The organism is Paenibacillus sp. J22P169 (genome assembly GCF_059691995.1).
Genome location: NZ_JCAUAO010000005.1, coordinates 1 through 23,386 on the forward strand (window position 1 = coordinate 1; position 23,386 = coordinate 23,386).

General features: G+C 45.3%; 16 protein-coding genes. 10 read left to right on the plus strand and 6 right to left on the minus strand.

Annotation, left to right across the window (positions count from 1 at the left end):
- Positions 1-523: 523 nt before the first annotated feature.
- A complete protein-coding gene (locus AC58QG_RS22575) occupies positions 524-1,396 on the minus strand; it encodes a phytanoyl-CoA dioxygenase family protein (RefSeq protein WP_497364380.1) in 873 nt (290 codons plus the stop codon).
- 141 nt (positions 1,397-1,537) lie between these two features.
- Between AC58QG_RS22575 and AC58QG_RS22580 the strand changes: the two genes are divergently transcribed.
- The 4 genes from AC58QG_RS22580 to AC58QG_RS22595 all read left to right on the plus strand — a co-directional run bounded on the left by AC58QG_RS22580 (position 1,538) and on the right by AC58QG_RS22595 (position 10,078).
- Positions 1,538-2,392, plus strand: a complete 855-nt coding sequence (locus AC58QG_RS22580) for an AraC family transcriptional regulator (protein WP_497364381.1) — start codon at positions 1,538-1,540, stop codon at positions 2,390-2,392.
- A gap of 86 nt (positions 2,393-2,478) precedes the next feature.
- Positions 2,479-4,386: a glucosidase family protein gene (locus tag AC58QG_RS22585; protein WP_497364382.1), complete on the plus strand. Its 1,908-nt coding sequence runs from the start codon at positions 2,479-2,481 to the stop codon at positions 4,384-4,386.
- 291 nt (positions 4,387-4,677) lie between these two features.
- Positions 4,678-5,388, plus strand: coding sequence for a YebC/PmpR family DNA-binding transcriptional regulator (locus tag AC58QG_RS22590; RefSeq protein ID WP_497364383.1), 711 nt, complete (start codon positions 4,678-4,680; stop codon positions 5,386-5,388).
- 400 nt (positions 5,389-5,788) lie between these two features.
- Entirely contained in the window at positions 5,789-10,078 is a 4,290-nt protein-coding gene (locus AC58QG_RS22595; protein WP_497364384.1) for a S8 family serine peptidase, read from the plus strand.
- A 13-nt stretch (positions 10,079-10,091) separates the two neighbouring features.
- On the opposite strand, the gene AC58QG_RS22600 is transcribed toward AC58QG_RS22595, so the two are convergent.
- The 5 genes from AC58QG_RS22600 to AC58QG_RS22620 all read right to left on the minus strand — a co-directional run bounded on the left by AC58QG_RS22600 (position 10,092) and on the right by AC58QG_RS22620 (position 16,377).
- Complete coding sequence (locus tag AC58QG_RS22600; RefSeq protein WP_497364385.1) at positions 10,092-11,327, minus strand: helix-turn-helix domain-containing protein; 1,236 nt, start codon at positions 11,325-11,327, stop codon at positions 10,092-10,094.
- Between the two features lie 480 nt (positions 11,328-11,807).
- Positions 11,808-12,500 (minus strand): LrgB family protein, encoded by a 693-nt coding sequence (locus AC58QG_RS22605; RefSeq protein WP_497364386.1) that lies wholly within the window; start codon positions 12,498-12,500, stop codon positions 11,808-11,810.
- Positions 12,497-12,895 (minus strand): CidA/LrgA family protein, encoded by a 399-nt coding sequence (locus AC58QG_RS22610; protein ID WP_497364387.1) that lies wholly within the window; start codon positions 12,893-12,895, stop codon positions 12,497-12,499. Before AC58QG_RS22610 ends, AC58QG_RS22605 begins: the two co-directional genes overlap by 4 nt.
- 49 nt (positions 12,896-12,944) lie before the next feature.
- Complete coding sequence (locus AC58QG_RS22615) at positions 12,945-14,753, minus strand: cache domain-containing sensor histidine kinase (RefSeq protein WP_497364388.1); 1,809 nt, start codon at positions 14,751-14,753, stop codon at positions 12,945-12,947.
- 4 nt (positions 14,754-14,757) lie between these two features.
- Complete coding sequence (locus AC58QG_RS22620; protein ID WP_497364389.1) at positions 14,758-16,377, minus strand: response regulator; 1,620 nt, start codon at positions 16,375-16,377, stop codon at positions 14,758-14,760.
- 222 nt (positions 16,378-16,599) lie between these two features.
- On the opposite strand from AC58QG_RS22620, the gene AC58QG_RS22625 reads away from it, so the two are divergent.
- The 6 genes from AC58QG_RS22625 to AC58QG_RS22650 all read left to right on the plus strand — a co-directional run bounded on the left by AC58QG_RS22625 (position 16,600) and on the right by AC58QG_RS22650 (position 22,468).
- On the plus strand, positions 16,600-18,000 hold the full coding sequence (locus AC58QG_RS22625; RefSeq protein ID WP_497364390.1) for an ABC transporter substrate-binding protein: 1,401 nt from the start codon (positions 16,600-16,602) through the stop codon (positions 17,998-18,000).
- Between the two features lie 80 nt (positions 18,001-18,080).
- Complete coding sequence (locus AC58QG_RS22630; protein ID WP_497364391.1) at positions 18,081-18,977, plus strand: carbohydrate ABC transporter permease; 897 nt, start codon at positions 18,081-18,083, stop codon at positions 18,975-18,977.
- Between the two features lie 11 nt (positions 18,978-18,988).
- Positions 18,989-19,819 carry a carbohydrate ABC transporter permease gene (locus tag AC58QG_RS22635; protein WP_056613048.1) on the plus strand — a complete coding sequence of 277 codons (831 nt, stop codon included), beginning with the start codon at positions 18,989-18,991 and terminating at the stop codon, positions 19,817-19,819.
- Between the two features lie 62 nt (positions 19,820-19,881).
- Positions 19,882-20,799 (plus strand): dihydrodipicolinate synthase family protein, encoded by a 918-nt coding sequence (locus AC58QG_RS22640; protein WP_497364392.1) that lies wholly within the window; start codon positions 19,882-19,884, stop codon positions 20,797-20,799.
- A 17-nt stretch (positions 20,800-20,816) separates the two neighbouring features.
- Positions 20,817-21,500 (plus strand): N-acetylmannosamine-6-phosphate 2-epimerase, encoded by a 684-nt coding sequence (locus AC58QG_RS22645; RefSeq protein ID WP_497364393.1) that lies wholly within the window; start codon positions 20,817-20,819, stop codon positions 21,498-21,500.
- A gap of 11 nt (positions 21,501-21,511) precedes the next feature.
- Entirely contained in the window at positions 21,512-22,468 is a 957-nt protein-coding gene (locus AC58QG_RS22650) for an ROK family protein (RefSeq protein ID WP_497364394.1), read from the plus strand.
- Positions 22,469-23,386 lie beyond the last annotated feature (918 nt).

Here is a 23,386-nt window from a genome sequence, read left to right on the forward strand (position 1 = left end):
CGTACAAGGTCGAATAGCACAATTGGTTACATGTCCCCCGCACAATTCGAGCAGCTCTACTACCAGCGGTTAGCTTAACTTAGTGACGTCCACTTTCTTGACAGAAGAGCAAAAAGGTAGTTATTTTCTTCAAAGTCTGAGTTTGAGAGGGATTACCTGTATTTCCTACAGTTAATTTCGAACAAATCCGCCAGTTGTGCGTATATCCTGGAATTTAGCTGTAGAATTTCCAGTTAATTTTGTTCTATAGCTGGAATGTGAGAAATTAACAGGTTTTTTTCCAGTTAGTTCTAATTTAGACTGTGGAGTCATCCCCAAGTTGGTGCTCATCAGTTCACGTAAGCCTTACTGCCGCATCAAGGGGATTGGGTAGCTGGCGTTACATCGTTACAGTGCAGGAAGCGTGGGCACTGAACAATCCCCTTCATCGTACCTTTAAGGTAATGTTGTAACAAGAAGCGGCTGTCCTGAAGTAGATTCTTCTACTTCAGGACAGCCGCTTTATTGTTCGGGAACTTTTTCCTTAGATGTTCTCCGTGTGCTCTGGCTTCCCAGCTAGCCAATCCTCTAGTGTAGCCACACGTGATGGAAATTTGTGGCTTCTTGCTAGGAAGCCTACCCCATGCTGAAGCATAGGATCTTGATCTGTAGGCTGATAACGCAGATCAACACTCCAGCGAACCGTATCGGACATGTTCGGAGTGGACATATGGAGACAGCGATCATTGAACAGGATCGCGCTTCCTGCGGGTACAGGCAGGGCAACCGTTTCCGTTTTGCCAAGCTGACTATCTTTGAGCGCTGTGTACCCTGTTCCTGTGTATGTTTCGCGATGCCACTTGAGCACACGTTTGCGATGTGTCTGGGGCTTGATGTGGAGGCACCCATTCACTTCATTCGCATCGACAAGCGGGATCCATACAGTGATAACGGGATTCGCATTGGCATCCGGCCAATATGATTTATCTTGATGCCAAGGAACAGCGCCAGCAGCTACTTTCGGCACCTTCGGGCGCACGTTATATACCGGATTAGCGAATAGCTCTCCGCCAATTAATGATTCTACCGCGTCCAAAATTTTTGGGTTGCTCATCAAGGTGAAGTAGCCTGGGATGCGGTCACGCCAGCTTCGGCCGTATTTCAGGAAGTTTTCCGCGGACAAATCTTGAAATAGCTCAGCTAAGCGATTTGGAAATGGCCGATGCTCAAGCTTATCCGTGATAAGTCCATCCGCGAACAGTTCATCCGCAATCATGGAAACCTTCTCAGTCATCGCTTCGCGAGCAGAGGCTAAGTCCTCCTCCGACAATAAATGAGGGATGATAAGATAGCCTTGTTCCTCGTAAAACTGCGATTGCTCGGTAGTTAAACTTCCGCTTTTATTTTGCTTGATCATCCTACTCATCCTCCAACATGTGTTGTAATATAGAAAATAATAACATTTCATGTGGTCGTTGTATTTGCTTCTGTGTTCGTCTATTGATCAATTCTTCCGATCATTCATGTTGTCAATTTACTAACGATTGCGAGGGTTACGATGACTTCTTTATCTGCCGTTAATCCCTCTGTAAGAGTGGGCCATTATTATCAATTTCCAATTAAACGCAACCAAGCTGAGGTGGGCAGGATCGGGTACTGCTATGCCTTTCATTTCGTTGCCAGTGGCAAAGGTACGGTTTCCACCCAGGGGAAAACATATCCAGTGAAGAAAGGTGATCTGATCTATTTTTCACCTGAGGTGAGTCACTCTTTTTACGCCCATCCAGATCAACCGTTAGCCACCTACAATCTGTATTGTGATCTCTGGAATTTTAAATTGAGCAGTAGTCAACATCTCGTTTGGGACGAGTCTGACTTTAATCGTGAGTTGCTTACACCTATTGTCCCGTGCCCAGAGCTGGCCATGCTGCCTGTCGTGACGCCCATCCAGCATGATGCTTCACTTGGTCAATTATTCATACATGCTGTGACCCAGTCGAGGAAAAGCGACGACTACTCCGAATTAATCGTAAGCAGTCTCCTCAAAGCATTCCTTCTAGCGCTTGTACAGATCGCTTCTACGCCATACTTCATCGATTACCGAATCATCCCGATCATCGAGCGAATGGACAGGGAAGCGAATGCAAGCCGAGGTTATGACGAATGGATGAGCCAATGTGGGCTTCGTAAAACCCAATTTCATGAGCTTTTCAAGCAAGCTACAGGGCTCTCGCCCAAAGCGTACTGGACCAAAGCCATTATGAGGCAAGTGGAAGCAGCCTTGTGGGAAAGCAACCGTTCCATAACGGCCGTTGCAGAAGATTTCGGGTACTCTTCGGTCCATCATTTTACCAAACAATTCACACTATTCCATGGTGTTTCGCCAACGGAATTCCGGAGAAGGAAGAGTTAGTAGGGGAAGCCACGCTTGCCTCTCAAGTTGTCATAGAAATAATCCCAACGAAGTAAGGTTATATAGAACAGGAAGGGGGCGGAAGGATGCGTTGGCAAATAGGCGAAGAAGCTGGAATCGTCTGGGATATTCAACTCGGAGACCTTGCTCACCAGGATCATGTCGAAATGAGCGGGAAAGCGATCTCTCTCATCGTGACCTACGGCGTAGATTCGGTAGGAAGTGTGATTCTAAAACGAAAAGTAGTGTGGCCTGGTCTACGCACGATTCCGAATGATACGCATGCAAGTTTAATCGAGGAGTTCGGACATGAGCTTTTACCGACTATGCGAGTAGAGGGTCAACTCGTACAAGAAAAACTGTATAGAATTACTTTCGATGGCATACTTCGGTTAGCATCCGTATCGGATCAAGGGGTGTTGGTACGTAGAACTGTGTTTCCGGCGAGAGATAAACCGTATGCGTTAGAACACGTAGAGGTTCAGAATATGACCGAGGGTGCCATACGTCTTGAGATTGATGGGGCCGCATCGACAACATATCGCAGAGGTACCAAAGGGGTTTATGTGGTGGAAGCGGGACATGATGCACCGGCTTCCCTGCAGCTGGAAGCACGAACTTCATATGCCTACATGGGGTGGATTTGCGCATCAACGTTACACGCGACCAAAGAAAAGGTGGATATTGAAGTCGAGGAGGAGAAGCGGCGGGAATTTTTGCAGGAGCTGGGTTCGTCTCTGAGACTTGAAACACCAGAGCCCCACTTAAATCGAATGTTTGAATTGGCCAAAATCCGCGCTGCGGAAAGTGTTTTTCGCACCAAGAGCGGTTTGATGCACTGTCCTGGAGGAGGCTCCTATTACGCGGCTGTGTGGACCAACGATCAAGCAGAATATGCCGGGCCTTTTTTCCCTTTTCTAGGAGAGACAGACGCGATAGAGGCTTCACTGAATGCGTATCGACTTTACATGCCGTTCATGGGTCCTGCCTTCCAGCCGATTCCATCTTCGATCATCGCGGAAGGAATCGACATCTGGGAAGGGGCAGGAGATCGCGGCGATGCGGCGATGTATGCCTACGGTGCAGCGCGATTTGCGTTGGCGAGCGGCAGCCGGACTATTGCCGAGGAGCTGTGGCCAGCCATCGAATGGTGTTTGGCATTCTGCAGGCGAAAGCTCACCAAAGAGGGTGTTATTGCATCTGACTCGGATGAACTCGAGAATCGGTTTCCAAGCGGTGATGCCAATCTGTTCACATCTTCGCTAGCTTATGGGGCCATGCTATCCACAGCACAACTTGCTCGAGAGTTAGCAAAAGCGGCTACCGCTTCACGCTTAGAGGAGGAAGCTGCTACCCTTCGGCAAGCGATTGAATCCCATTTTGGTGCAACCATCGAGGGGTATGCGACTTATCGGTACTACGAAGGGAACGACATTCTGCGCTCTTGGATCTGCGTGCCGCTAACGATGAATATCTTGGATCGCAAGGAACAGACCATCGCCGCATTGTTGTCATCTCGTTTGTGGGTAAACGGCGGACTTGTCACGCAGGCGGGAGAAACCACGTATTGGGATCGTTCAACCTTGTATGCATTGCGAGGTATTCTCTATTCAGGTGAAACCGAGCAGGGTATCACGCGGCTCCTCGAATATTCCCGTAACAGGTTACTTGGCGAACACGTCCCTTATGCGGTTGAAGCTTTTCCCGAAGGCAATCAACGCCATCTTTCTGCGGAGAGCGCGCTATACGCGCGAGTGATTGTAGAGGGATTATTCGGCATCGTGCCCACGGGTCTTCGTTCGTTTACCTGTTCTCCCCGATTGCCTGAACACTGGGACTCTATGGCGCTTCGTTCAATCCGAGCGTTCGATGCTTGTTTCGATCTTGTCGTTACCCGCTGTGACGAAGGGGTACTTGTAGCGTGTATGACGCCTGCTATGCAGGAAACCTATCTTTGGAATCAAGAAGGCTCGATTACCATTCATCTGCGGTAAGTGGGCGACAACTGAATTTCAAACAGGGATGTACTCACTTTCGGCATGTTCCTCCTGCATTGTTCACTCGAAAATACAACGAACCCGTATAGGATCAGCGTTGACGCGAGGTACCAGTCGGTAAACGAGAAAGTAGACGAAATAAAAAATCCTTTGAAATCTTCCCTACTTCACTCAAAGTTTGTTATTATCTATTATGACTAGATCATCAGGGCCTATGGAAACATTTTAATTTAACGTGAAAATAGGTTATGATAGGTAATGAAATCATAATAGAAAGTGGGATCCATAGTGGGACGTAAGTGGAATAACATAAAAGAGAAGAAAGCTTCTAATGACGCAAGTACAAGTCGAGTATATGCGAAGTTCGGACTTGAAATTTATGTAGCAGCACGTAAAGGTGAACCGGACCCTGAATCAAATCGTGCGTTGAAAGTCGTTCTTGAACGCGCCAAAACGTATAATGTACCGAAAGCGATTATTGATCGCGCTATTAATAAAGCCAAAGGCAGCTCAGATGAAATCTATGAAGAGCTTCGCTATGAAGGCTTTGGACCGAATGGTTCCATGGTTATTGTGGACACGTTAACGAATAATGTAAACCGTACCGCGTCAAGCGTGCGCGCCGCATTTAGTAAAAATGGCGGTAACATGGGTGTAACGGGTTCAGTTGCGTACATGTTCGATGCAACTGCGGCTATCGGTATTGAAGATAAGAGCTTAGATGAGATCATGGAAATTCTTCTAGAAGCAGATGTAGACGTTCGTGACCTCATTGAAGAAGATGAAATGGTCATGGTATATGCGGAGCCCGATCAGTTCCATGCGGTTCAAGAAGCATTCAAGAAAGCTGGTATCACCGAGTTTACGGTTGCCGAGCTAACGATGATTGCGCAGAACAACATCTCTTTATCGGAGGATGCACAAGTCCAATTCGATAAAATGATTGATGCTTTGGAAGATTTAGAGGATGTACAGCAAGTGTATCATAACGTGGAATAGGCTAAAGTTGGAAAAAGCGGTGCGAGAGCTAGTCTCGCACCGCTTTTTATTATGGCATGGATTCGGCCATTAGGTTGCGTTTGGAGAGGTAATTGTTGGTAGTGAGCAATTCACATCTATGAGCTTCAAGAGATGTAGGAAAAGCATAAAGTTTTTAACTTCGTAGATAGGAGAAATATCCCAATTTAATGTGAATCAAACGCTTGCTCCTCTAGCATTAGGGGGGCATTTTTTTGTATTTTATGGTAATTGCACCAGAATTGCTTCACTTTTTTAATCCGAAAATGCGGAAAAAGGGCCCAAATTCCCCCCATTTACGTCTTTTTGATGTGCCTGTAGACTAACTCTATTAGCGTAAAAACATTTGTTACTAGAGTACAAAATAGTGAGGAGAGAAATTATGCGTATAAGTAAATTCAACCAAATGACCGTAAAAGTTTTAGCTGGTTTGTTAGTCGTATCATCATTTCTTCCCTACCAGGCACTCGCTGATAGTCCTTCTCCACATACGGAGAGTCTATTAAAAAATCTATCCATTGAGCAAAAGAAAGCGCTAACCGAAATTCAAGTTGGACGTCCTGTCATTTCTCCAGAATTAAACCTGAAGAGTGCTGCGATGACGAATGTCATCATTGAATTTAAGCAGGCTCCTGCTAAAGTAGAAGTGATTAAGCAAGCGGCAGAGGGAATTCACATCTCACCTTCAGCCGCGCAAGCTAATGCTGTGGAAGATCACGATGTATTTAATAAATTTGTGCAAAAAAAGCAAGGCAAGTCGTCATCTATTCCTGGAATCAATCCGTTAGTTATTAATGAAAATAAATTGCAAATTACTAGGGAATATCACCATGCTTTTAACGGCGTAGCGATGACCCTGCCAGGTTCTGAAATTGAATCGTTACTACAATCAGGCGTCGTAAATCGAATATGGAAAGATAACATCGTTAAGCTTGATCCTAAGGAAGCAGCCTTATCATCTGCTCAAATTGAAGCGCAATTCGATCAACAAAACGATGAGAATCGTATTCCTTTAGATGGTATTGACGTTCTTCACAGCAAAGGAATTAAAGGGACGGGGATCAAAGTGGGTGTCCTTGATACCGGGATCGACTATAATCATCCTGACTTAAAGGATGTGTACAAAGGGTATAAAACTCAACCAAATGTTGATCCGAAGTCAATCGATCCAACAACAGTTAAGGGATGGGACTTCATTGATAACGATGCTGATCCTATGGAAACGACATACAAGGATTGGGAAGATGCTGGAAAGCCTGAAGGAGCCACTTATTTCACTTCACATGGAACCCACGTATCAGGAACTATCGCTGGCCAAGGTAGCAATAACGTTGCTTCCCCAGCCTTAGGCGTAGCTCCTGAAGTTGATCTTTATGTTTATCGTGTATTAGGTCCCTATGGAAGTGGAGCTGAGAGCGGTATTATTGCAGCCATCGATAAATCGGTTAAAGATGGGATGCAAGTCATTAATTTATCCTTGGGAGCTACTTACAATGATCCATTAGCACCTGAATCTACAGCTATCAACAATGCAACGCTCTCTGGCGTAGTTTGTCTTGTGGCTGCTGGGAATTCAGGGCCAAACGAGAGAACGGTAACCGTACCAGGCGTTGCTGCGCTTGGGATTACAGTTGGAGCAAGCAACTTCTCCATGTCCATTCCAACGGTATCTGCAACTGTCTATACGACCGTTAATACACAACTTCCGGATATGAAGCTGCTAGCCAAAAATTTCACGGATAACCTTGAAGATTTAACAGGACAGACATTCCCGATCGAATTCGCGGGACTAGGTACAGGTTATGACTTTGAAGGCAAGGACTTTACGGGGAAGGTTGCCCTAATTCAGCGTGGGGAAAATGGTTTAGATGAGAAAGTCGTTAATGCCAGAGCGGCTGGAGCAAAAGCGGTTCTCATGTTCAACAATGTTGATGGAGAAATTCCGCATTATACGGGGCAAGGTCCAAAATTTATCCCAGCTTTCCGATTAACCAAAGAAGAAGGGGAGTCCTTATTAGGGTTGGAAAGTCTGCCTACAATTACATTTGGTGATGTAAGCAGTATAACAACCGAGGGCAATAAATTAGCTGATTTTAGTGGTAGAGGACCGGTTAATACGAATTACGACATTAAACCGGACGTAATCGGGCCGGGGGTGGCTGTTTACTCCAGCTACCCAGAGTATATCAATAGTCCAGAAGATGGGATCGATTATTCTTCTGCCTATGCTCATATATCTGGCACATCTATGGCTACGCCGCATATGGCAGGCATTGCCGCACTGGTTTTGCAACAAAATCCTACGTATACGCCATTTGATGTGAAGGCTGCATTGATGAATACCGCAGATGCGCTGAATGGCACTTATTCCGTTTATGAAGTGGGTGCGGGATTAGTTGATGTCGTCGAAGCCGTATCTGCGACTACATCAATTAAAGTATTAGATAAGACGCTGAACATAAACAATGAAGGCGAACTAGTCGAAATCGAAGAACCAACTGGCTCCATATTTTTTGGAAACCACGCGAAAGTTGAGAATAAAGCCGTAGAAGAGAGCAGACGTCTGCTCATTCAAAACAGAAGCGTTGAACATAAACAATTTACGTTCTCAGTTGAGTATCTGCCGGCTAAGCCCGGTGTACCGAATGCTGCAGCAAATGGTGTTACGGTAACTGTTCCAAACATTGTAAATGTGGCAGCCAATCAGTTTGTCGATCTGACAGCGAGTATTCAAGTGCCGACCACTGCGGCATTAGGTAGATATGAAGGATATATTAACATTGTGAGGACAGATGCTTCACAAACAGAAGAGAAATATCGAATTCCTTTCGCTGTTCGTGTCGTAGAGCCAGGAATCGAATATATACAACTAAGTAATCAATCGATCATGACGGATCCTCCTGAGATCATGCATCCATTTCTAGAAGACCCAATTAAGATATTGTTCTTTAAATTGAATAGCACTGTTCAAACGATCGATGTCCTTATTACAAATAAAGATGGACATGTGATGGGAAGTGCTAATGGTTATACAGTTAATGCGGTTGATGCTCCATTAGACCAAGAAATATATATCTATCCCGTTGGTGGATGGGTGTATCCATTTACAGGTGATCCTTCTCACCCGACAATTAGTCCGGATTCCGTCGACTTACCAGAAGGTGCATATAAAATCAGGATGATCGCCACGGAAGCGAATGGTCACACCTTTACGAAAGAACAAGATTTTGTTGTGGATAATACATTACCTGAACTCAAATTCCTAGACTATGCACCGGGGGTTTACGAAGTTAGTGATGATATGTATACAGTAGAAGAGGTAGACGGTAAAAGTCATCGTGCTCTGTGGGTGCATGCTAACGTACATGACACAGCGATTGAATCGCTAGCCGCATCAAAAATCACGCAATCAGCTAATCATTTGTACTATTATGAAAATCAAAATGTTTTTCCTGACGGAGAATTCCCTATTCAGGCGAACGGGAATGTGAAGTTCGGCGTGACTCCCGAGGATATACAAGATCATCCGTTAACGATGAATTTATTCCCAATTGACATGGCTACTAACGCTCGTCTAATTAGAGATTTCCGTCACTACGGATTTATCAAAGCAGGCTCGGCTTATGTCGTACCGCAGTATAACAAGAAAAAAGTTTATCTTGGTGATGAGATTACCATGACTTTAAACTTAAATAATGTTGAAAAGCTAATCTCAGGTAACTATACGGTCGATTACTATAAGCATTTTAAATTTGTAGATGTCAAGGTAAATCCTGCTTTTCAAAAAATAGCTGCCCAAAGAGGCTTGAAGGTTAACGTGGACAAGGCGGTTGTAACGGACCACGATGTGTTCGAATCCAAACAGATGGTGAAAATCGGAGCATCCATTACGGGGAAAAATTTCCGCGGGTTTGATGGAGACAGTGCCTTCCTTGATGTTACGTTTAAATTAGTGGATGATAAGTGGTTTGGAGTCATAAAAGATAGTATGAATATCGAGCAAAATATCGAGGAGTTTTTCTACAAGAAAGATGGAGAAACTGTACAAACAATAGCACCTGTGTTTAATCAAATCAACGGATTTGATATTATTCCGAAACACTCAACAATTTCATCGGTAACTTGGGCTGAGGCCTACCTAGATGAGAATGGTTACTTAGATTGGAACAAGGATTTTAGCGGAATTGGCTCTAAAGTGTTTGCAAAATCGGCGGATGGAAGAAAGTATGAGGGATCCGTCGATCCAAGCGGCGTATTTTACATTGATAATCTGCCTGTCACGAAACAAGCTTATGAGATCTTTGTAGAGATACCAGGGCATTTGACAAGTAAATTAACGGTGCAATTGAGTAAAACAGAAGGTGGCGAGCTGATCGGGACAAATCGAATGCTCGGACAATTACAACCGATCAGCTACGCAGGAGATGTGAATGGTGATGGGATGATCGACATTGAAGATCTCAAGAAAGTCGCCAATGCGTACGGGAAATCATCCAAGAAAGATGATTTAAATCAAGATGGCATCGTGGATGAGAAGGATGTTCGTTTCATTGAAAAGAACTTCCTGAAGGTGGGTGCAGATGTCGACGGTAAGAGTAAACCGAAAGAGAAAGACGGGAAAAAGGATTTGGCTTATTACTTGAATGAACTTGGGCTTAAGCCAATTAACTAACGTACAGGCAATATCAATTCACTTTATTCATGATCATAATGTTTGCAATCTCCAAAGCTTTATCGGATTGATTTGTTTTCGTGTAATAGATAAACAATTCTTTCTCTGAGCCTTGAATCATATAGGTATTTCCCGAATCTCTAAACTTCGGTAAGGCAACATCACTTAAATACTCATGGTACTCACGTTCCTTTTTCTGTATCAAGAAGAGAAGGAGCTGTAGCAGATGCATGTAGAAGACTTCCTTGAGCCTCTTGGCTAGGGCTAGTCCATCCTTAGTGATTTGCAATAATTCTTCCCTGGGGAGCAGTTCACCATGTAAACAGCTTCGAATATATCCTTCTAAAGAAAGCAGGTATGTGCCTGTTTTCTTTTCTTTTAATTGCATCGATTGCTGATAGTACTTGCCTGCAAGCTCATAATTTTGTCTTCGCAGGTACTCATAAGCCAAATTATGCAGTACTCTTGCTTTACGAACAGGCGCGTGACAGATGTCACAGCTTTGAAGCAGCTTCTCAAATCGCCGAATGGTTTCTTTGAAGTCTCGGCTCTTTTCATCTTTCACTTGAATCAGCATCAGCATTTCGGCATCGATGATTCTTAAGAAGCTGTTAATGCCTTTGAAAAAAGAGAGTGATTTCTCCGCGTAGAAGTAAGCCATGACGGGTGATTGAATAGCGTGATAGGCTGAGGCTAAATGATAATAATACTCGGGATTATTGTAATCCTCATGAACGATGGTTGTTATCGTATCAATGGCTTTTAAGTACTCCTGTTTCGCCATATAGTACATCCCCATGACATGTTTGTATAGATTACTTTCATAAAGGGGGAGTTGCTGAGCGTCCTTATGGTAGTGCTTTATAACCTTATATGCTTTATCAGCTTGGTTGTGCATCAAATAGTAGCGGGCCTTCAGCAAGTTGTAAAGTGGTTGGTAGTCCGAGAGTTGGATAAGCGGTTCCTGTTCCAATTCTTCATACAACACAGCCATTTCCTCAAAAAGCTGTTCAATAATGACGTCGTGCCAATGATGAAGACGTGTTCTTATATTTTTAAGCCGAATGGCTTCTAATGAAATATCGATTTGTAGACGTTTGGACAGAAAGGTAATAATTTCAGGTGAATATTCGGTAGATCCTCGTTCAATTTTACTAATATGTGTGTCCGAGCAAATTCCTCGCCCTAGCTGTTCCTGTGTTAATTGGGATTTCTCTCGATAGAATTTAATAATTTTTCCTTCATACATACTAAATTCCCCCAAGTTTCGTCGAAAGTGATTTCGATCTCATTGTACAACAAAATAGGTATAGAGGCACATTCAGCGAGACGAAGGAGTGGAAAAGTAGCTAAGGTTAGATAAGTAAGAAACGAGGAAATGAAGGTAAGTAAGTCATGACTAGTTGTTTGTTGTGGTTGAATGGAGTATGAGGTGAGATGTGAAGAAGGAGTATTAAGGGCAGTTTATCAATTAAATGGAAAAACTCCCGTTAATTTCGTCAAATTCACCTTTCGAAAGGAATTAACTGTAAATCCTACAGCTAATCTTACCCAGATCTATCAAGATAGCTAAAAAGCTGAAAATTAGCTGTATCTTTTCCAGCTATTGCTCATAATCGTCATATTTGCAGCAGATTAGCTGTACTTTTTACAGTTAAGTTGTCACACAGCTATCGTACAACCAAAGAACCCGACCCGAAGCGTGAGCTTCAAGTCGGGTTTTTCACAATTATGTAAACCACCAATACACCGGAATAAACAAAATCGACGTTATGATCCCAGCGGCCCCCATAGCGAAGCCGCTCATACTGCCTTCCTCCTCGGAATCCTTGAGAAGCCTTGCTGTGCCAATCCCGTGCGCAGCAGTTCCAACGGCGATCCCGATCGACAGAGCGTCGCGGATGCCGAGCGATGTGAGCAGCTTCCGGCCGATCATGCTCCCGAATAGCCCGGTGAGCACCGTCAGCACCGCCGTTAGCTCCGGTAAGCCGCCGAGATGGCGCGATATTTCCAAAGCGATCGGCGAGCTAACGGACTTCGGCAGCATGCTGAGCAGAATCTCGTGGCTTCCGCCGAGCAGTCCAACCAAAGCAGCGGCGGTAACAATGCCGGATACGGATCCGATCGTAACGGCAATCAAGATGCTGGTGATGTGCTTTTTGATCAATGCCGCATGCTTGTACAACGGTACACCTAGCGCTACAGTTGCTGGGCCAAGCAGCACAGTAATCATGTCGGCCCCGACCTTGTAGGCGGCATAAGGGATATGGAAGCTAAGCAGGATGCAGATGATAAAGCCTGAACATACAAAAAGCGGATGCAACCAACGCCACCTTTGATGAATAAACTGAGCAGCCGTATAGGCTACAACACTAAGTGCGATGCCGAACATCGGGTTCATAAGCCAAGCGGAGGTGTTCATTTCATCCCACCTTCAGCCGTCTTTTGCCCCTTTACACCAGTATGCATCCGATGCCCTTTATCCTCACGACGTTGTAATTTGGAGGTAATAAATCCAGTGACCATAAGGACAGCAATTGAACTCCCCATGACACCAACCCCGATAGAAAGCCAATTCCGCCCGATCAGAGGGAAGAATGCCATAGTCCCCACGACAAAAGGCAAAAAAAACAGCATCATATGTCCAGTGAACCAATTCGCCGTCGTTTCCACCCATTCTAGTTTAATGAGCTTAGCGAAGAGTGCGATGGTAAAAAGAATAAGTCCAATCACATTCCCGGGAAGCGGGATGTGAAAGCTCGTTTGAAGCCAAATGCCGATGAAATTAAAAGCAAGCAATATCGCGAGTCCTAGCATAAGGACCTCCTGTCTGTCTTACTGAAGTGGTCATTGAAGGTTTAATTCGTTATCGTGCAGGAATGCGTATCCTCACGATCGTCCCTTCGCCTAGCTGACTTTCGATTTCAATCCCATACGGATCACCGAAGTAGAAAACGATGCGATCGTGCACATTTTTGATACCAATATGTGTTTCGTCCAGTGTGTCTGAAGGCTGGGCAAGCCGATTCCGCAGCTGTTGCAGCTTCATCTCATCCATGCCAACTCCATTATCCTTCACCTGAATTAGCAAGTCATCCCCCGATATTTGGGAAGATACCTCAAGCAGCCCTGCATGACTGCTTCGTTCCAGACCATGCACAAAGGCATTTTCGATCAGCGGCTGCAAAGAAAAATGAAGCACTTGCAGCGTTTCGCTATTCGGAGAAAGCTCTTCACGATACTTGATTTTATCGCCGAAACGCAGCTGTTGGATATTCACATATAGGCGAATGTGGATCAATTCTTCCTGCAGGGTTACCGTTTCTTTACCCGTTTGGATATGTATGCGGAACAGGCGGCCAAGAATGCCGACCATTTCACCAACATCGCGCTGACCATTGATGATCGCCTTCATTTGAATTGTTTCCAGCACGTTCGCAAGAAAATGCGGGTTAATCTGGCTTTTCAATGCACCATATTGCGCAACCTTTTGCTGGGCTTTGGCCATGGAGGAACGTTCAATATAGTTTTGTAGATCTTCTAACATTTTCCGGATACCTTGGTATAGTACGCCGAACTCATCCTGCCGATCTGAGTTAATATCGACATCGAAATTACCTAAGCCAACCATTTTTACCTTGCGGCTCAGTAGAATAATCGGCTTCGTCACACGTGCAGATAGAATGAACATGAAGAGTACCGCAGTACCTAAGGATAAGAATGCTAATGCCAATATGATTTTAATCAAAATCTCGGCTTGCTTCGTCATTTCTTTCTCATCGATGGATTGAATGACCTTCCAGCCCGAATAGGGCGAGGTCACGAAGTTAATAAACGAATTGGCCCCGGCAAAATAAGCGTAAAAGCTTCCATTTTCAGCATTCAAAACGGTCTGAAGCTTCTGATTCTCTAACGTGATCGGTACATTTGCGTTCGTAGGCGTACTTTCGGAATTGTAAATGCTTGCGCCATGACTATCAATTATTGTGAAGTTGCGTTTACTCGTCTCTGACAATTTCAGGATTTCACGTAACGAATCCAACCGGATATCAATGAGCATAACCCCTAGAGGCTGCTTACTTCCGACCTTATTAATGACCCTCGCGATGGAAATAACGGGAGCCTTGGCATTCACACGATGAAAGGGAAGATGGGTTCCGAATAGCACGATACCGCCTTTGCTTTGCTGTGTCTGTATGTACCAGTCTTCCTTCGTGAAGTCTTTCACATCGTAATCCGAGCGATTGAAATTTGCTGAGTAAAAGACACGTGAACCTGCGTAAATTTGCACGCTGTCCACATTTTTAATCGTCATTTCGATGGAGCTGACAAAGTGCTCAATGGTGTTTCCGTATTGAATGCGTTGATCATTACTGTTCTCGTCCCCATCGGCAATCCAATGCTCCAAAGCGTTCTGCAGTTGCCCATCCATTTGAGCGTTGAGTGTTCCTTTCTCAATACTCTGCAAATACTGGTCAATATTGAAGGACAGATTCGTGAGAATCAGGTTCGAGGAGCTCTGGTATTCATTTTTGACGGCTTGGATGGAAAAGAAATAGATAATGACCGAGATAATCAAAAGGGGGACCGTGATAATCAGGATCATAAGAACGAATATTTGATGATTAACATGCTTCATCCGGTATTGCTGCGAGAGCCGCCGCCATGCGTTCAAAGGTTTACCACCCCCATTTCTTCCGATAGTCGGTTGGCGTCATATTCGTGATGCTTCGGAAGGTTTTGACGAAATGCTTGTAGCTTTTATATCCGCACATCGTGCACACATCCGTCACAAGGTACTCAGGCTTTTTCAAGCATTCTTGCGCATAATGGATGCGAATTTCGGTTACAAACCGCATGTAATTCTTATCAAGCTTTCTTTTGAAAATACGACTTAAATACGATGGATTATAGAAGAAGCGATCCGCCACCATTTGCAACGTAATATCCTGGTCGATATGCTCTTTAATATAAGCTTCAATATGCTCAAAAATAAGCACATCCTGGTGATTCGTTGAAGAGAACTCATCCCGAAAAACATCGCTGATCTGCACCATCCAAGCCGCAAGCCAGCTGAAGAGGGCGTCGAGCGTTCGGAAATCATCGACACACGTCAGCTTTAGCAGCTTTTCACTGTAAACACCCTCCACAGGAATCCCGTTTCGATGGGCGAAGCGAATGGTGATGCCGATGATTTCTTGTATAAAGGCGAATCCGCGGTCCAACGAAGTTTGGGGCAAATGAAGACTTAAATCTTGGGCGAGACGGTGCATCAGCTGCTCAATGTCATCTTTATTTCCGCCTTCAAGTCCAGAGATCATACGGTTCTTATCAGCCTCTTCCAAAAGCAATCGGGTATCTTTGGCACGCGTAGGTTTCTCACTAGTTTCAATCGGAAAGAAGAACTGTCGATTGACTTGAGAGTAGCGTTGGTAAAGTGCCTGATCCGCTTGAAGAAGCAACTGAGTTAATTGGGAGCTATCTGTTGTTGGCTTTCCTATGGCTATAAATAAGCTCGAATCGCAGGGTGGAAGTGAGAAATTGTCTGTTTGATGCACGCTTTTTTGATCTTCCATAACGGCAATAGCATAGCATTTTGCTCTATCTATATATACGAACAGGTGACTGGGAATACTAGAGCCATTCAGGGTATCTAACGCTGTCTGAATGATTCGCTCAGCTCGCTGCCGAAACTCTTTTCTATCGTAAGTCTGAGTGGGATTCAGAGGTAACCATGTCACAACAAAAGGTTGATACATGAATGTCTTGCTTCCGAAGCCGCTTAGCTGCTGAGCAACGCCTTCTTCCCAAGCGGCATGCTCATCTTCAAGTACGAATTTGACCAGTTGATTGTTCTTATAGCTTCTGTTTTCGCTAGCTTGCTGTTCCAGCTCCGTACGTAGGACCAGGTCATTTCGTCTTTGCTCAAGCGTAGACATACAGCTTTGAATCGTTGATAGGCTTTCTTCATATTCTAACGGCTTTAGCAGAAAAGCATGAACGCCGCCAAGACGGATCGCCTTTTGGGCATATTCAAAGTCATTGAAACCAGTCAATATAATAAAGAGGGTATCCGGGAGTTTCGCTCGAATGTGTTCAATCATCTGAAGTCCGTCCATCTCAGGCATGCGAATATCGGTGATGATCAGATCAGGTTGTTCATAAAGAGCAGTGAGCAATCCTTCCTTCCCATTTGCAGCTTCAACGATCGTAGTGACATCAAGCTCTGACCAGTCAAAATAGTGCTGCAACCCAGCTCTGATCAGAGGTTCATCCTCGACAATTAGTAGTTTATACATGAAGTTCCCCCAGATTGTTAGGACTTGAAACTGTGCGATAATTCAAGTATAACACTAAAATTATCCGAAAAGAGGTTGTCATTTGCTAGAAAATGAACAGGTCAGAATACGACTATGAATGTAAAGATACGGGGATTCTCCTCGATTTCAATATCACGTATGCTAAGGGCACGGAATGAAACATAGCAATTTTATTCCACAAAAAATAACGGGGGTGCTCAAATGAGGGCTATGAAAAAAGGACTTATGACATTGATTGGCGTTGCTCTTGTCGGGTCGCAGTTAGTTGCATGTACGAATTCATCTACGAATACACCAGCGAATACAGCCACGAGCACGGAGGGCAGCAAGGCCGTTACACCGAGTCCTGTGGCTGCAAAGCCAGTCGAGATTACGTGGTGGAACTTCCCGAACTTTCAACCGCTTGATGGGGAAGTTGGGAAATACGAGAAGCAGATTATCGCAGCTTTTAACAAGAAGTATCCAGAGATTAAAGTCAACTTAGAAATGATTACCTTTGAAGGCGGCCCGCAAAAGCTGAACGTTGCCATCGCCTCGAACTCGGCGCCAGATGTGATCTACGATGCTCCGGGACGTATCATCGATTGGGGAAAGAAGAAGTTACTTGCTCCGCTGAATGACATCGTCACCGAAGAGGTGAAGAAAGATATTACGCCAGCCCTGTGGAAGCAATCCATGGTCGGAGATCAGATTTACATGTATCCGATTAATACAGCGCCATTCATGATGGCCGTCAATAAGACAGTATTTGAAAAAATTGGTGCTTTAGACTTGTTACCGCTAAGTCGTCCTGATCGGACGTGGACAGTGGCTGAATATGAGAAAGCGTTGCAAGCTGTGAAGGATAAAGCACCAGATATTATTCCGACGGGATTCTTCGCAAAAAGCACAGCAGGTGATCAAGGGACTCGCGCTTATATTGCCAACTTAGGTGTATCGAGGTTCTTAAGTGAAGATAATTCCAAAGTAGCGATAAATACAGACAACGCTGCGAAAGCTTTGGACTGGGTGGCTAAGGCAACGAAGGATAAGCTAAGCGTATCAGGTTCTGCCTCCCTTGCCGCAGCGGATGTCAACGATTTGTTCTTGCAAGGTAAATTAGCTTTTACACTGAATTATTCAGCCGTACTTAAAGCTCAAAACGTTCCGCTCAAAAAGGTGCAATTCGAAGATATTCTTCTGCCATTCCCAACTTTAGATGGATCTAAGCCTAAGCTTGAGCCGTATTTGGGCGGTATGGCCGTGTTTAACAATGGTAATGCGGACAAGATTACAGCTGCCAAAAAACTCGTGGATTTCATCGCGAATGATCCCGAATATGGGAAGAAAAACTTGATCCAAACAGGTGGATTATCCGCGCGTACGTCCATTACAGGTCTTTATAGTGATCCCGAATACAAATACGCAGAGACAGCTCGTCAATTCATCACGGATGCGCCAACAATTGCGGATGGCTATGCAGAAATTCGTACGTTCTGGTTCCCTGAATTACAACGTGTGTTAACGGGAGCAGCAACAGGTAAAGAAGCGTTGGATAGCTTTGCAACGAAAGCGAACGAAGCGATTGCCAAAGCCAAAAAGGATCAAGCAGCTTCCAAATAAGCAAGAAAAATGTCCTCTGGGAGTAGAGTGCGATCGTGCTCTACTCTTTTTAAATCACAAAAGAATTGGAGGGAAGAAACATGGAGGTAACGGTTCGTAAAACCAAAGGTTACATACGTCGAGATTGGCTTATGAGCTATGTCTTTTTACTGCCTGCACTCGGATTCTTTCTGCTTTTTGTTGCCTATCCCATGGTAAAAGGGATTTATATCAGCTTTTTCGATTACTCCTTGCGAACGTTTGATTTTATTGGGTTCGATAATTATGTGGATTTGATTCATAATGAAACGTTTCTGAAATCCATGCGAAATACGCTGCTGCTTGTCGTCATAACGGTTCCTATTGTGATCATTTTCTCCCTATTCGTGGCGGTTTCCATTTATAAGAAAAAAGAGTTTGCTCGATCGTTCTTCAGAGGTGTCTTCTATCTGCCAGCCGTGTCTTCTGTCGTCAGTATTACGGTTGTGTGGGGATGGATCTACCATCCGAATTACGGCATTCTCAACTATTTAGGGGGACTAATTGGTCTAGAGCCGATTTCGTGGCTAGGTGACCAGCGGACAGCTCTGCTTGCGATAATCGCAGTTTTGATTACAACATCTGTAGGTCAGCCAATCATTCTTTACGTGGCATCCCTAGGGAATATCCCAACTTCCTATATTGAAGCGGCTGAAATCGATCGTGCAACACCGTGGCAAATCTTCTTGAAAATTATTTGGCCCATGCTCATGCCGACCAATCTCTATATTATCGTCATCACGACAATTAATACGTTTCAGTGCTTTGCGTTGATACAATTGCTAACGTCTGGCGGACCTGTTTATAGTACATCGACCGTCATGTATGGCGTCTACGAGCAAGCCTTTGTGCTTGGTCATTTCGGAAGCGCTTCGGCTATGGGGGTATTCCTGGCAATCATTATCGGGGTTATCTCATTGATTCAATTTAAATTCTTTGGCAGCGATGTTGAGTACTAGGAGGGGACATCATGAAAGTAAACGCTGGGCAAAGGGTATTTAATGGATTTTCTACGCTATTGTTGATCCTTTCTACGTTGTTTTTTATATTTCCGTTTTATTGGATTGTGACGGGGGCCTTTAAATTTCAAACTGTGGCGACACAAATTCCGCCGGAATGGTTCCCGCTCAAACCGACCTTACAGAACTGGGTGGATTTGTTTAAGAATCCAGTATGGCGCTGGACGTTAAACAGCTTCATCATTGCTTTGGTTGAAATGTTTGCCGTCTGTCTGGTTTCCGCTTCTGCAGGCTATGTCCTGGCGAAGAAGTTGTTCCCAGGCCGAAAAATCATTTTTACAATGTTCATCGCTGCGATGGCGTTACCTAAGCAAGTGATTTTAGTACCGCTCTTTACCATGCTAGCTGACTTTGGTTGGGTCAATACGTATCATGGACTCATTCTTCCAGCGATTGGTTGGCCATTTGGTGTTTTCTTAATGAAACAGTTTGCTCAAACGGTACCTGGTGAATTGATCGAAGCAGCTAAGATCGATGGGTGCTCCGAAATCCGACTTTTCTCCACGATTATCCTGCCATTACTTAAACCAGCGTTAGGAGCGCTAGCGATTTTTACTTTTATTGCTTCATGGAACGACTATTTCAGTCAACTCATTATGACGAGGTCTACCTCGATGATGACGCTGCCGCTAGGGGTAGCAACGATGCAAGGTGAATTTACGACCAACTACGGAATCATGATGGCAGGAGCGGCACTCGCGTCTGTTCCTATGATTACGATCTTTCTCGTGTTCCAAAAAGCCTTTACACAAGGGATTACGATGGGCGCTGTGAAAGGGTAAAGTTCTTATTAGGCATCGGAAAATTAGAAGATTATTATTCGATAACTCGGAGGAAATCATATATGAAACCTTATGATTTAGAACAATTTCGCGGTATTATTATCGCTTTATATGCTAGCTATGATGAGCGAGGCGAGATGAATACAGACGCTGTGCGTCGTTTGGCTCGGTATTATGCCTCGACTGGCGTGAAAGGACTTTATGTTGGCGGCAGCTCAGGTGAGGGAATGCTGCAAACAGTTGAAGAACGCAAGCTGATCCTTGCGGCTGTGGTGGAGGAAGTCGGCGACGAGCTGACGATCATTGCCCATGTAGGAGCAGCTGCAACACGAGATAGTGTCGAGCTAGCCAAGCATGCAGCCGAAGTTGGGGCACACGCGGTATCGGCGGTTCCGGCGATTTATTATCGCTTATCGCCGAACAGTGTGGAGAGCCATTGGCAGGCAATCATCGATGCGACCTCGCTGCCATTCATCATATATCACATTCCACAGACGACAGGCTTTCATTTATCGAAGAGCTTGTTAATGAAAATGGCTGGGCAGGATAAGGTTATCGGTGTCAAAATCTCGGCTGAAAGCACTTTCGAGCTTCAACAGTTCAAAGCGGCAGGAGGCAGTGAGTTCCTCGTATTCAACGGCCCGGATGAGCAATATTTAGCGGGGCGCAGCATTGGGGCAGACGGAGGAATTGGGGGTACCTATGGCGTGATGCCGGAGCTTTTCCTCAAAATTGAACAGTGTTATGTGGCTGGGGACATGCGTGGAGCACAGGATTGGCAGTTCAAGGTGAACGAGCTCATTGTTGAATTGCTTTCATTCCCATCCTTGTATGGGGCTTGCAAAGCGATTCTAAAGCTGCGTGGCTTCGATATCGGAGATCCGAGGATGCCTTTATTACCTTGTACGAATGAGGATCAAGATCGAATTGAGCAGTTGAATACGCGGATTATGACCTTGGTGGAGCTGGCAAAAGCATAACGAAAGGAGAGATTCGGATGGGACGTAGAGCGATATTTCCAGAGAGCGGATTGATCGTTTCTTGTCAGGCACTGGAGGACGAACCTCTTCATGGCGGAGATACGATGGCGAAAATGGCGAGAGCAGCAGTCCAGTCGGGTGCCATTGGCATACGGACAAATGGGGTTTCCGATATTTTGATGATCAAAAAAGAAGTAGATGTGCCTGTGATTGGACTTATCAAAAGAGATATTCCTGGCTCTAACGTGTTTATTACACCGACTCTGGACGAAGTGAAGGCCATCGTGATGGCGGGAGCTGATATCGTAGCGCTTGATGTTACGAATCGTGAAGGGCGAATGGAAGCGGTGAAGCCGCTGATCGATTGGGCTCACGAGATGGGTGCTGCTGTTATGGCGGATATTTCAACCTTTGAAGAAGGGATAGCAGCAGAGTCGCTTGGGGTTGATTTCATTGGGACGACTCTCGCTGGTTATACACCGTATAGTACGCAGCAAGAAGGACCGGACTTTGATTTACTTGAACGGTTATGTGGGGGCGTTAGTGTGCCAGTTATTGCTGAGGGCAGAATTTGGACACCGGAGGAAGCGGTGAAAGCGATGGCTTGTGGCGCCGCCTATGTGGTAGTGGGCAGTGCGATCACACGGCCTCAGCTCATTACGGAGCGATATGTGAAGGCACTATTAAATCAGCGTGCGTAGGGGGGAGACTGGTGGGAGAGTACACGTATAACCCCCTAGCAGGTTACGTAATTGGTGTTGATGTTGGAGGTACCAAGATCAATGCTGGCGTCGTAAACGTACAAGGTGATGTGTTGTGTATGGTTAGCTTAGCGACATTGGCGGGTGAAGCAAGGACGGTGGATCGCATTGAGCAGGCCATTCGCGAGGTGATCGCGAAAGGTCGGGATATGCAGCCGAGTCTTCAGGTTAGGGGCATTGGTGTCGGAAGTGCAGGGCAAATTGATTGGGCGAGCGGCTCGATTCGCTCAGCATCTGAGCTTATTCCTGGTTATACAGGGACCCAGCTGAAGGAAATTTTGCAGGAGCGCTTTCAGCTGCCTGTCATCGTCGATAACGATGTGAATGTGCTAGCTCTGACAGAAAAACATTTGGGAGCTGGACAGGGTGTGGAACATTTTCTATGCCTTGCATTGGGGACAGGGGTTGGCGGCGCGCTCCTTGTGGATGGCCGTCTGGTCCACGGCGCATGGGGCGGTGGCGGTGAGCTTGGCCACATTTCGGTTGATTTCGCCGGTATCCCCTGCGTATGCGGCGGGATCGGTTGCTTGGAACAATATGCGTCAGGGACGAATATTGCGAGGCGGATGCGCGAGAAGCTTGCGCTTAGCGGTAGACCGGATGAAACGGTGGATACGCGCGAGGTTTTTGCTCGGTGGCATGCGGGTGACCCGTTGGCGAACGAGCTTATGAATGAAACCTTGGCTGCCCTAGGTTCAGCCATTGCTTCCTTGATTCACATGTTTAATCCTTCGTTAATCGTTATTGGCGGCGGGGTATCGGAGGCTGGCGACCGCTTATTTGCGGAGCTAAGGAAAGAAGTTGCGCGTAGAACCATGCCAGCGATGTTGGAAAGCGTTCGAATTGAGCCAGCCTATCGGGGCAATTGGAGCGGTATGATTGGCGCAGCGCTGCAATTATGGGAATGATCGTTATGAAAGAAAGAGCCTCGCGGATGAAGCGGGGTTCTTTTCATTATTTGTCTAGACGCTGCCTGCATGGAAGCTGCTTGCAAGCGAATAGCTGTATTTTATACAGGTAATTCTGAGGTATTTGCCTCCTAAACCTGAATAGCTGGATTTTCTCCAGTTAATTTCTGGCGTTTATGCTGATAGAAGCATTTGGGGGAGAAATAACTACATCATTTCCATCTAAATTGAATTTTCAAGGAGATTGCTTCGAATTAGCTGTACATTTTCCAGTTAATACAATTATTGTTTGTATCCCAGCTACTCAGCTCGCTCAAACCAACTCCAACACGCAGTAAACCCAACAAATCAACCAATCCCAGTTACTCAGCTAACCCAACACTCATCTAATAGTCACTCCAGCCAGATGTAGCATCAGCGAACCCTAGTTACTCAGCGGAACCCAACACTCATCTAATAGTCACTCCAGCCAGATGTAGCATCAGTGAACCCTAGTTACTCAGTGGAACCCAACACTCATCTAATAGTCACTCCAGCCAGATGTAGCATCAGCGAACCCTAGTTACTCAGCTAACCCAACATTCATCTAATAGTCACTCCAGCCAGATGTAGCATCAGCGAACCCACAGTTACTCAGCGAACCCACAGTTACTCAGCGAACCCAACATTCATCTAATAGTCACTCCAGCCAGATGTAGCATCAGCGAACCCTAGTTACTCAGCTACCCCAACACTCATCTAATAGTCACTCATGCCAGATGTAGCATCAGCGAACTCCAGTTACTCAGTGGAACCCAACACTCATCTAATTTCAGTCACTCCAGCCAGATGTAGCATCAGCGAACCCAAAGTTACTCAGCTACCCCAACATTCATCAATCCCAGTCACTCCAGCCAGATGTAGCATCAGCGAACCCTA

What these genes read in the sequence shown, in the direction of transcription:
- AC58QG_RS22575 (WP_497364380.1), bottom strand. Translation starts at nt 1,396, where the DNA reads ATGATCAAGCAAAATAAAAGCGGAAGTTTAACTACCGAGCAATCGCAG.
- AC58QG_RS22580 (WP_497364381.1), top strand. Translation starts at nt 1,538, where the DNA reads ATGACTTCTTTATCTGCCGTTAATCCCTCTGTAAGAGTGGGCCATTAT.
- AC58QG_RS22585 (WP_497364382.1), top strand. Translation starts at nt 2,479, where the DNA reads ATGCGTTGGCAAATAGGCGAAGAAGCTGGAATCGTCTGGGATATTCAA.
- AC58QG_RS22595 (WP_497364384.1), top strand. Translation starts at nt 5,789, where the DNA reads ATGCGTATAAGTAAATTCAACCAAATGACCGTAAAAGTTTTAGCTGGT.
- AC58QG_RS22600 (WP_497364385.1), bottom strand. Translation starts at nt 11,327, where the DNA reads ATGTATGAAGGAAAAATTATTAAATTCTATCGAGAGAAATCCCAATTA.
- AC58QG_RS22605 (WP_497364386.1), bottom strand. Translation starts at nt 12,500, where the DNA reads ATGAACACCTCCGCTTGGCTTATGAACCCGATGTTCGGCATCGCACTT.
- AC58QG_RS22610 (WP_497364387.1), bottom strand. Translation starts at nt 12,895, where the DNA reads ATGCTAGGACTCGCGATATTGCTTGCTTTTAATTTCATCGGCATTTGG.
- AC58QG_RS22620 (WP_497364389.1), bottom strand. Translation starts at nt 16,377, where the DNA reads ATGTATAAACTACTAATTGTCGAGGATGAACCTCTGATCAGAGCTGGG.
- AC58QG_RS22625 (WP_497364390.1), top strand. Translation starts at nt 16,600, where the DNA reads ATGAGGGCTATGAAAAAAGGACTTATGACATTGATTGGCGTTGCTCTT.
- AC58QG_RS22630 (WP_497364391.1), top strand. Translation starts at nt 18,081, where the DNA reads ATGGAGGTAACGGTTCGTAAAACCAAAGGTTACATACGTCGAGATTGG.
- AC58QG_RS22635 (WP_056613048.1), top strand. Translation starts at nt 18,989, where the DNA reads ATGAAAGTAAACGCTGGGCAAAGGGTATTTAATGGATTTTCTACGCTA.
- AC58QG_RS22640 (WP_497364392.1), top strand. Translation starts at nt 19,882, where the DNA reads ATGAAACCTTATGATTTAGAACAATTTCGCGGTATTATTATCGCTTTA.
- AC58QG_RS22645 (WP_497364393.1), top strand. Translation starts at nt 20,817, where the DNA reads ATGGGACGTAGAGCGATATTTCCAGAGAGCGGATTGATCGTTTCTTGT.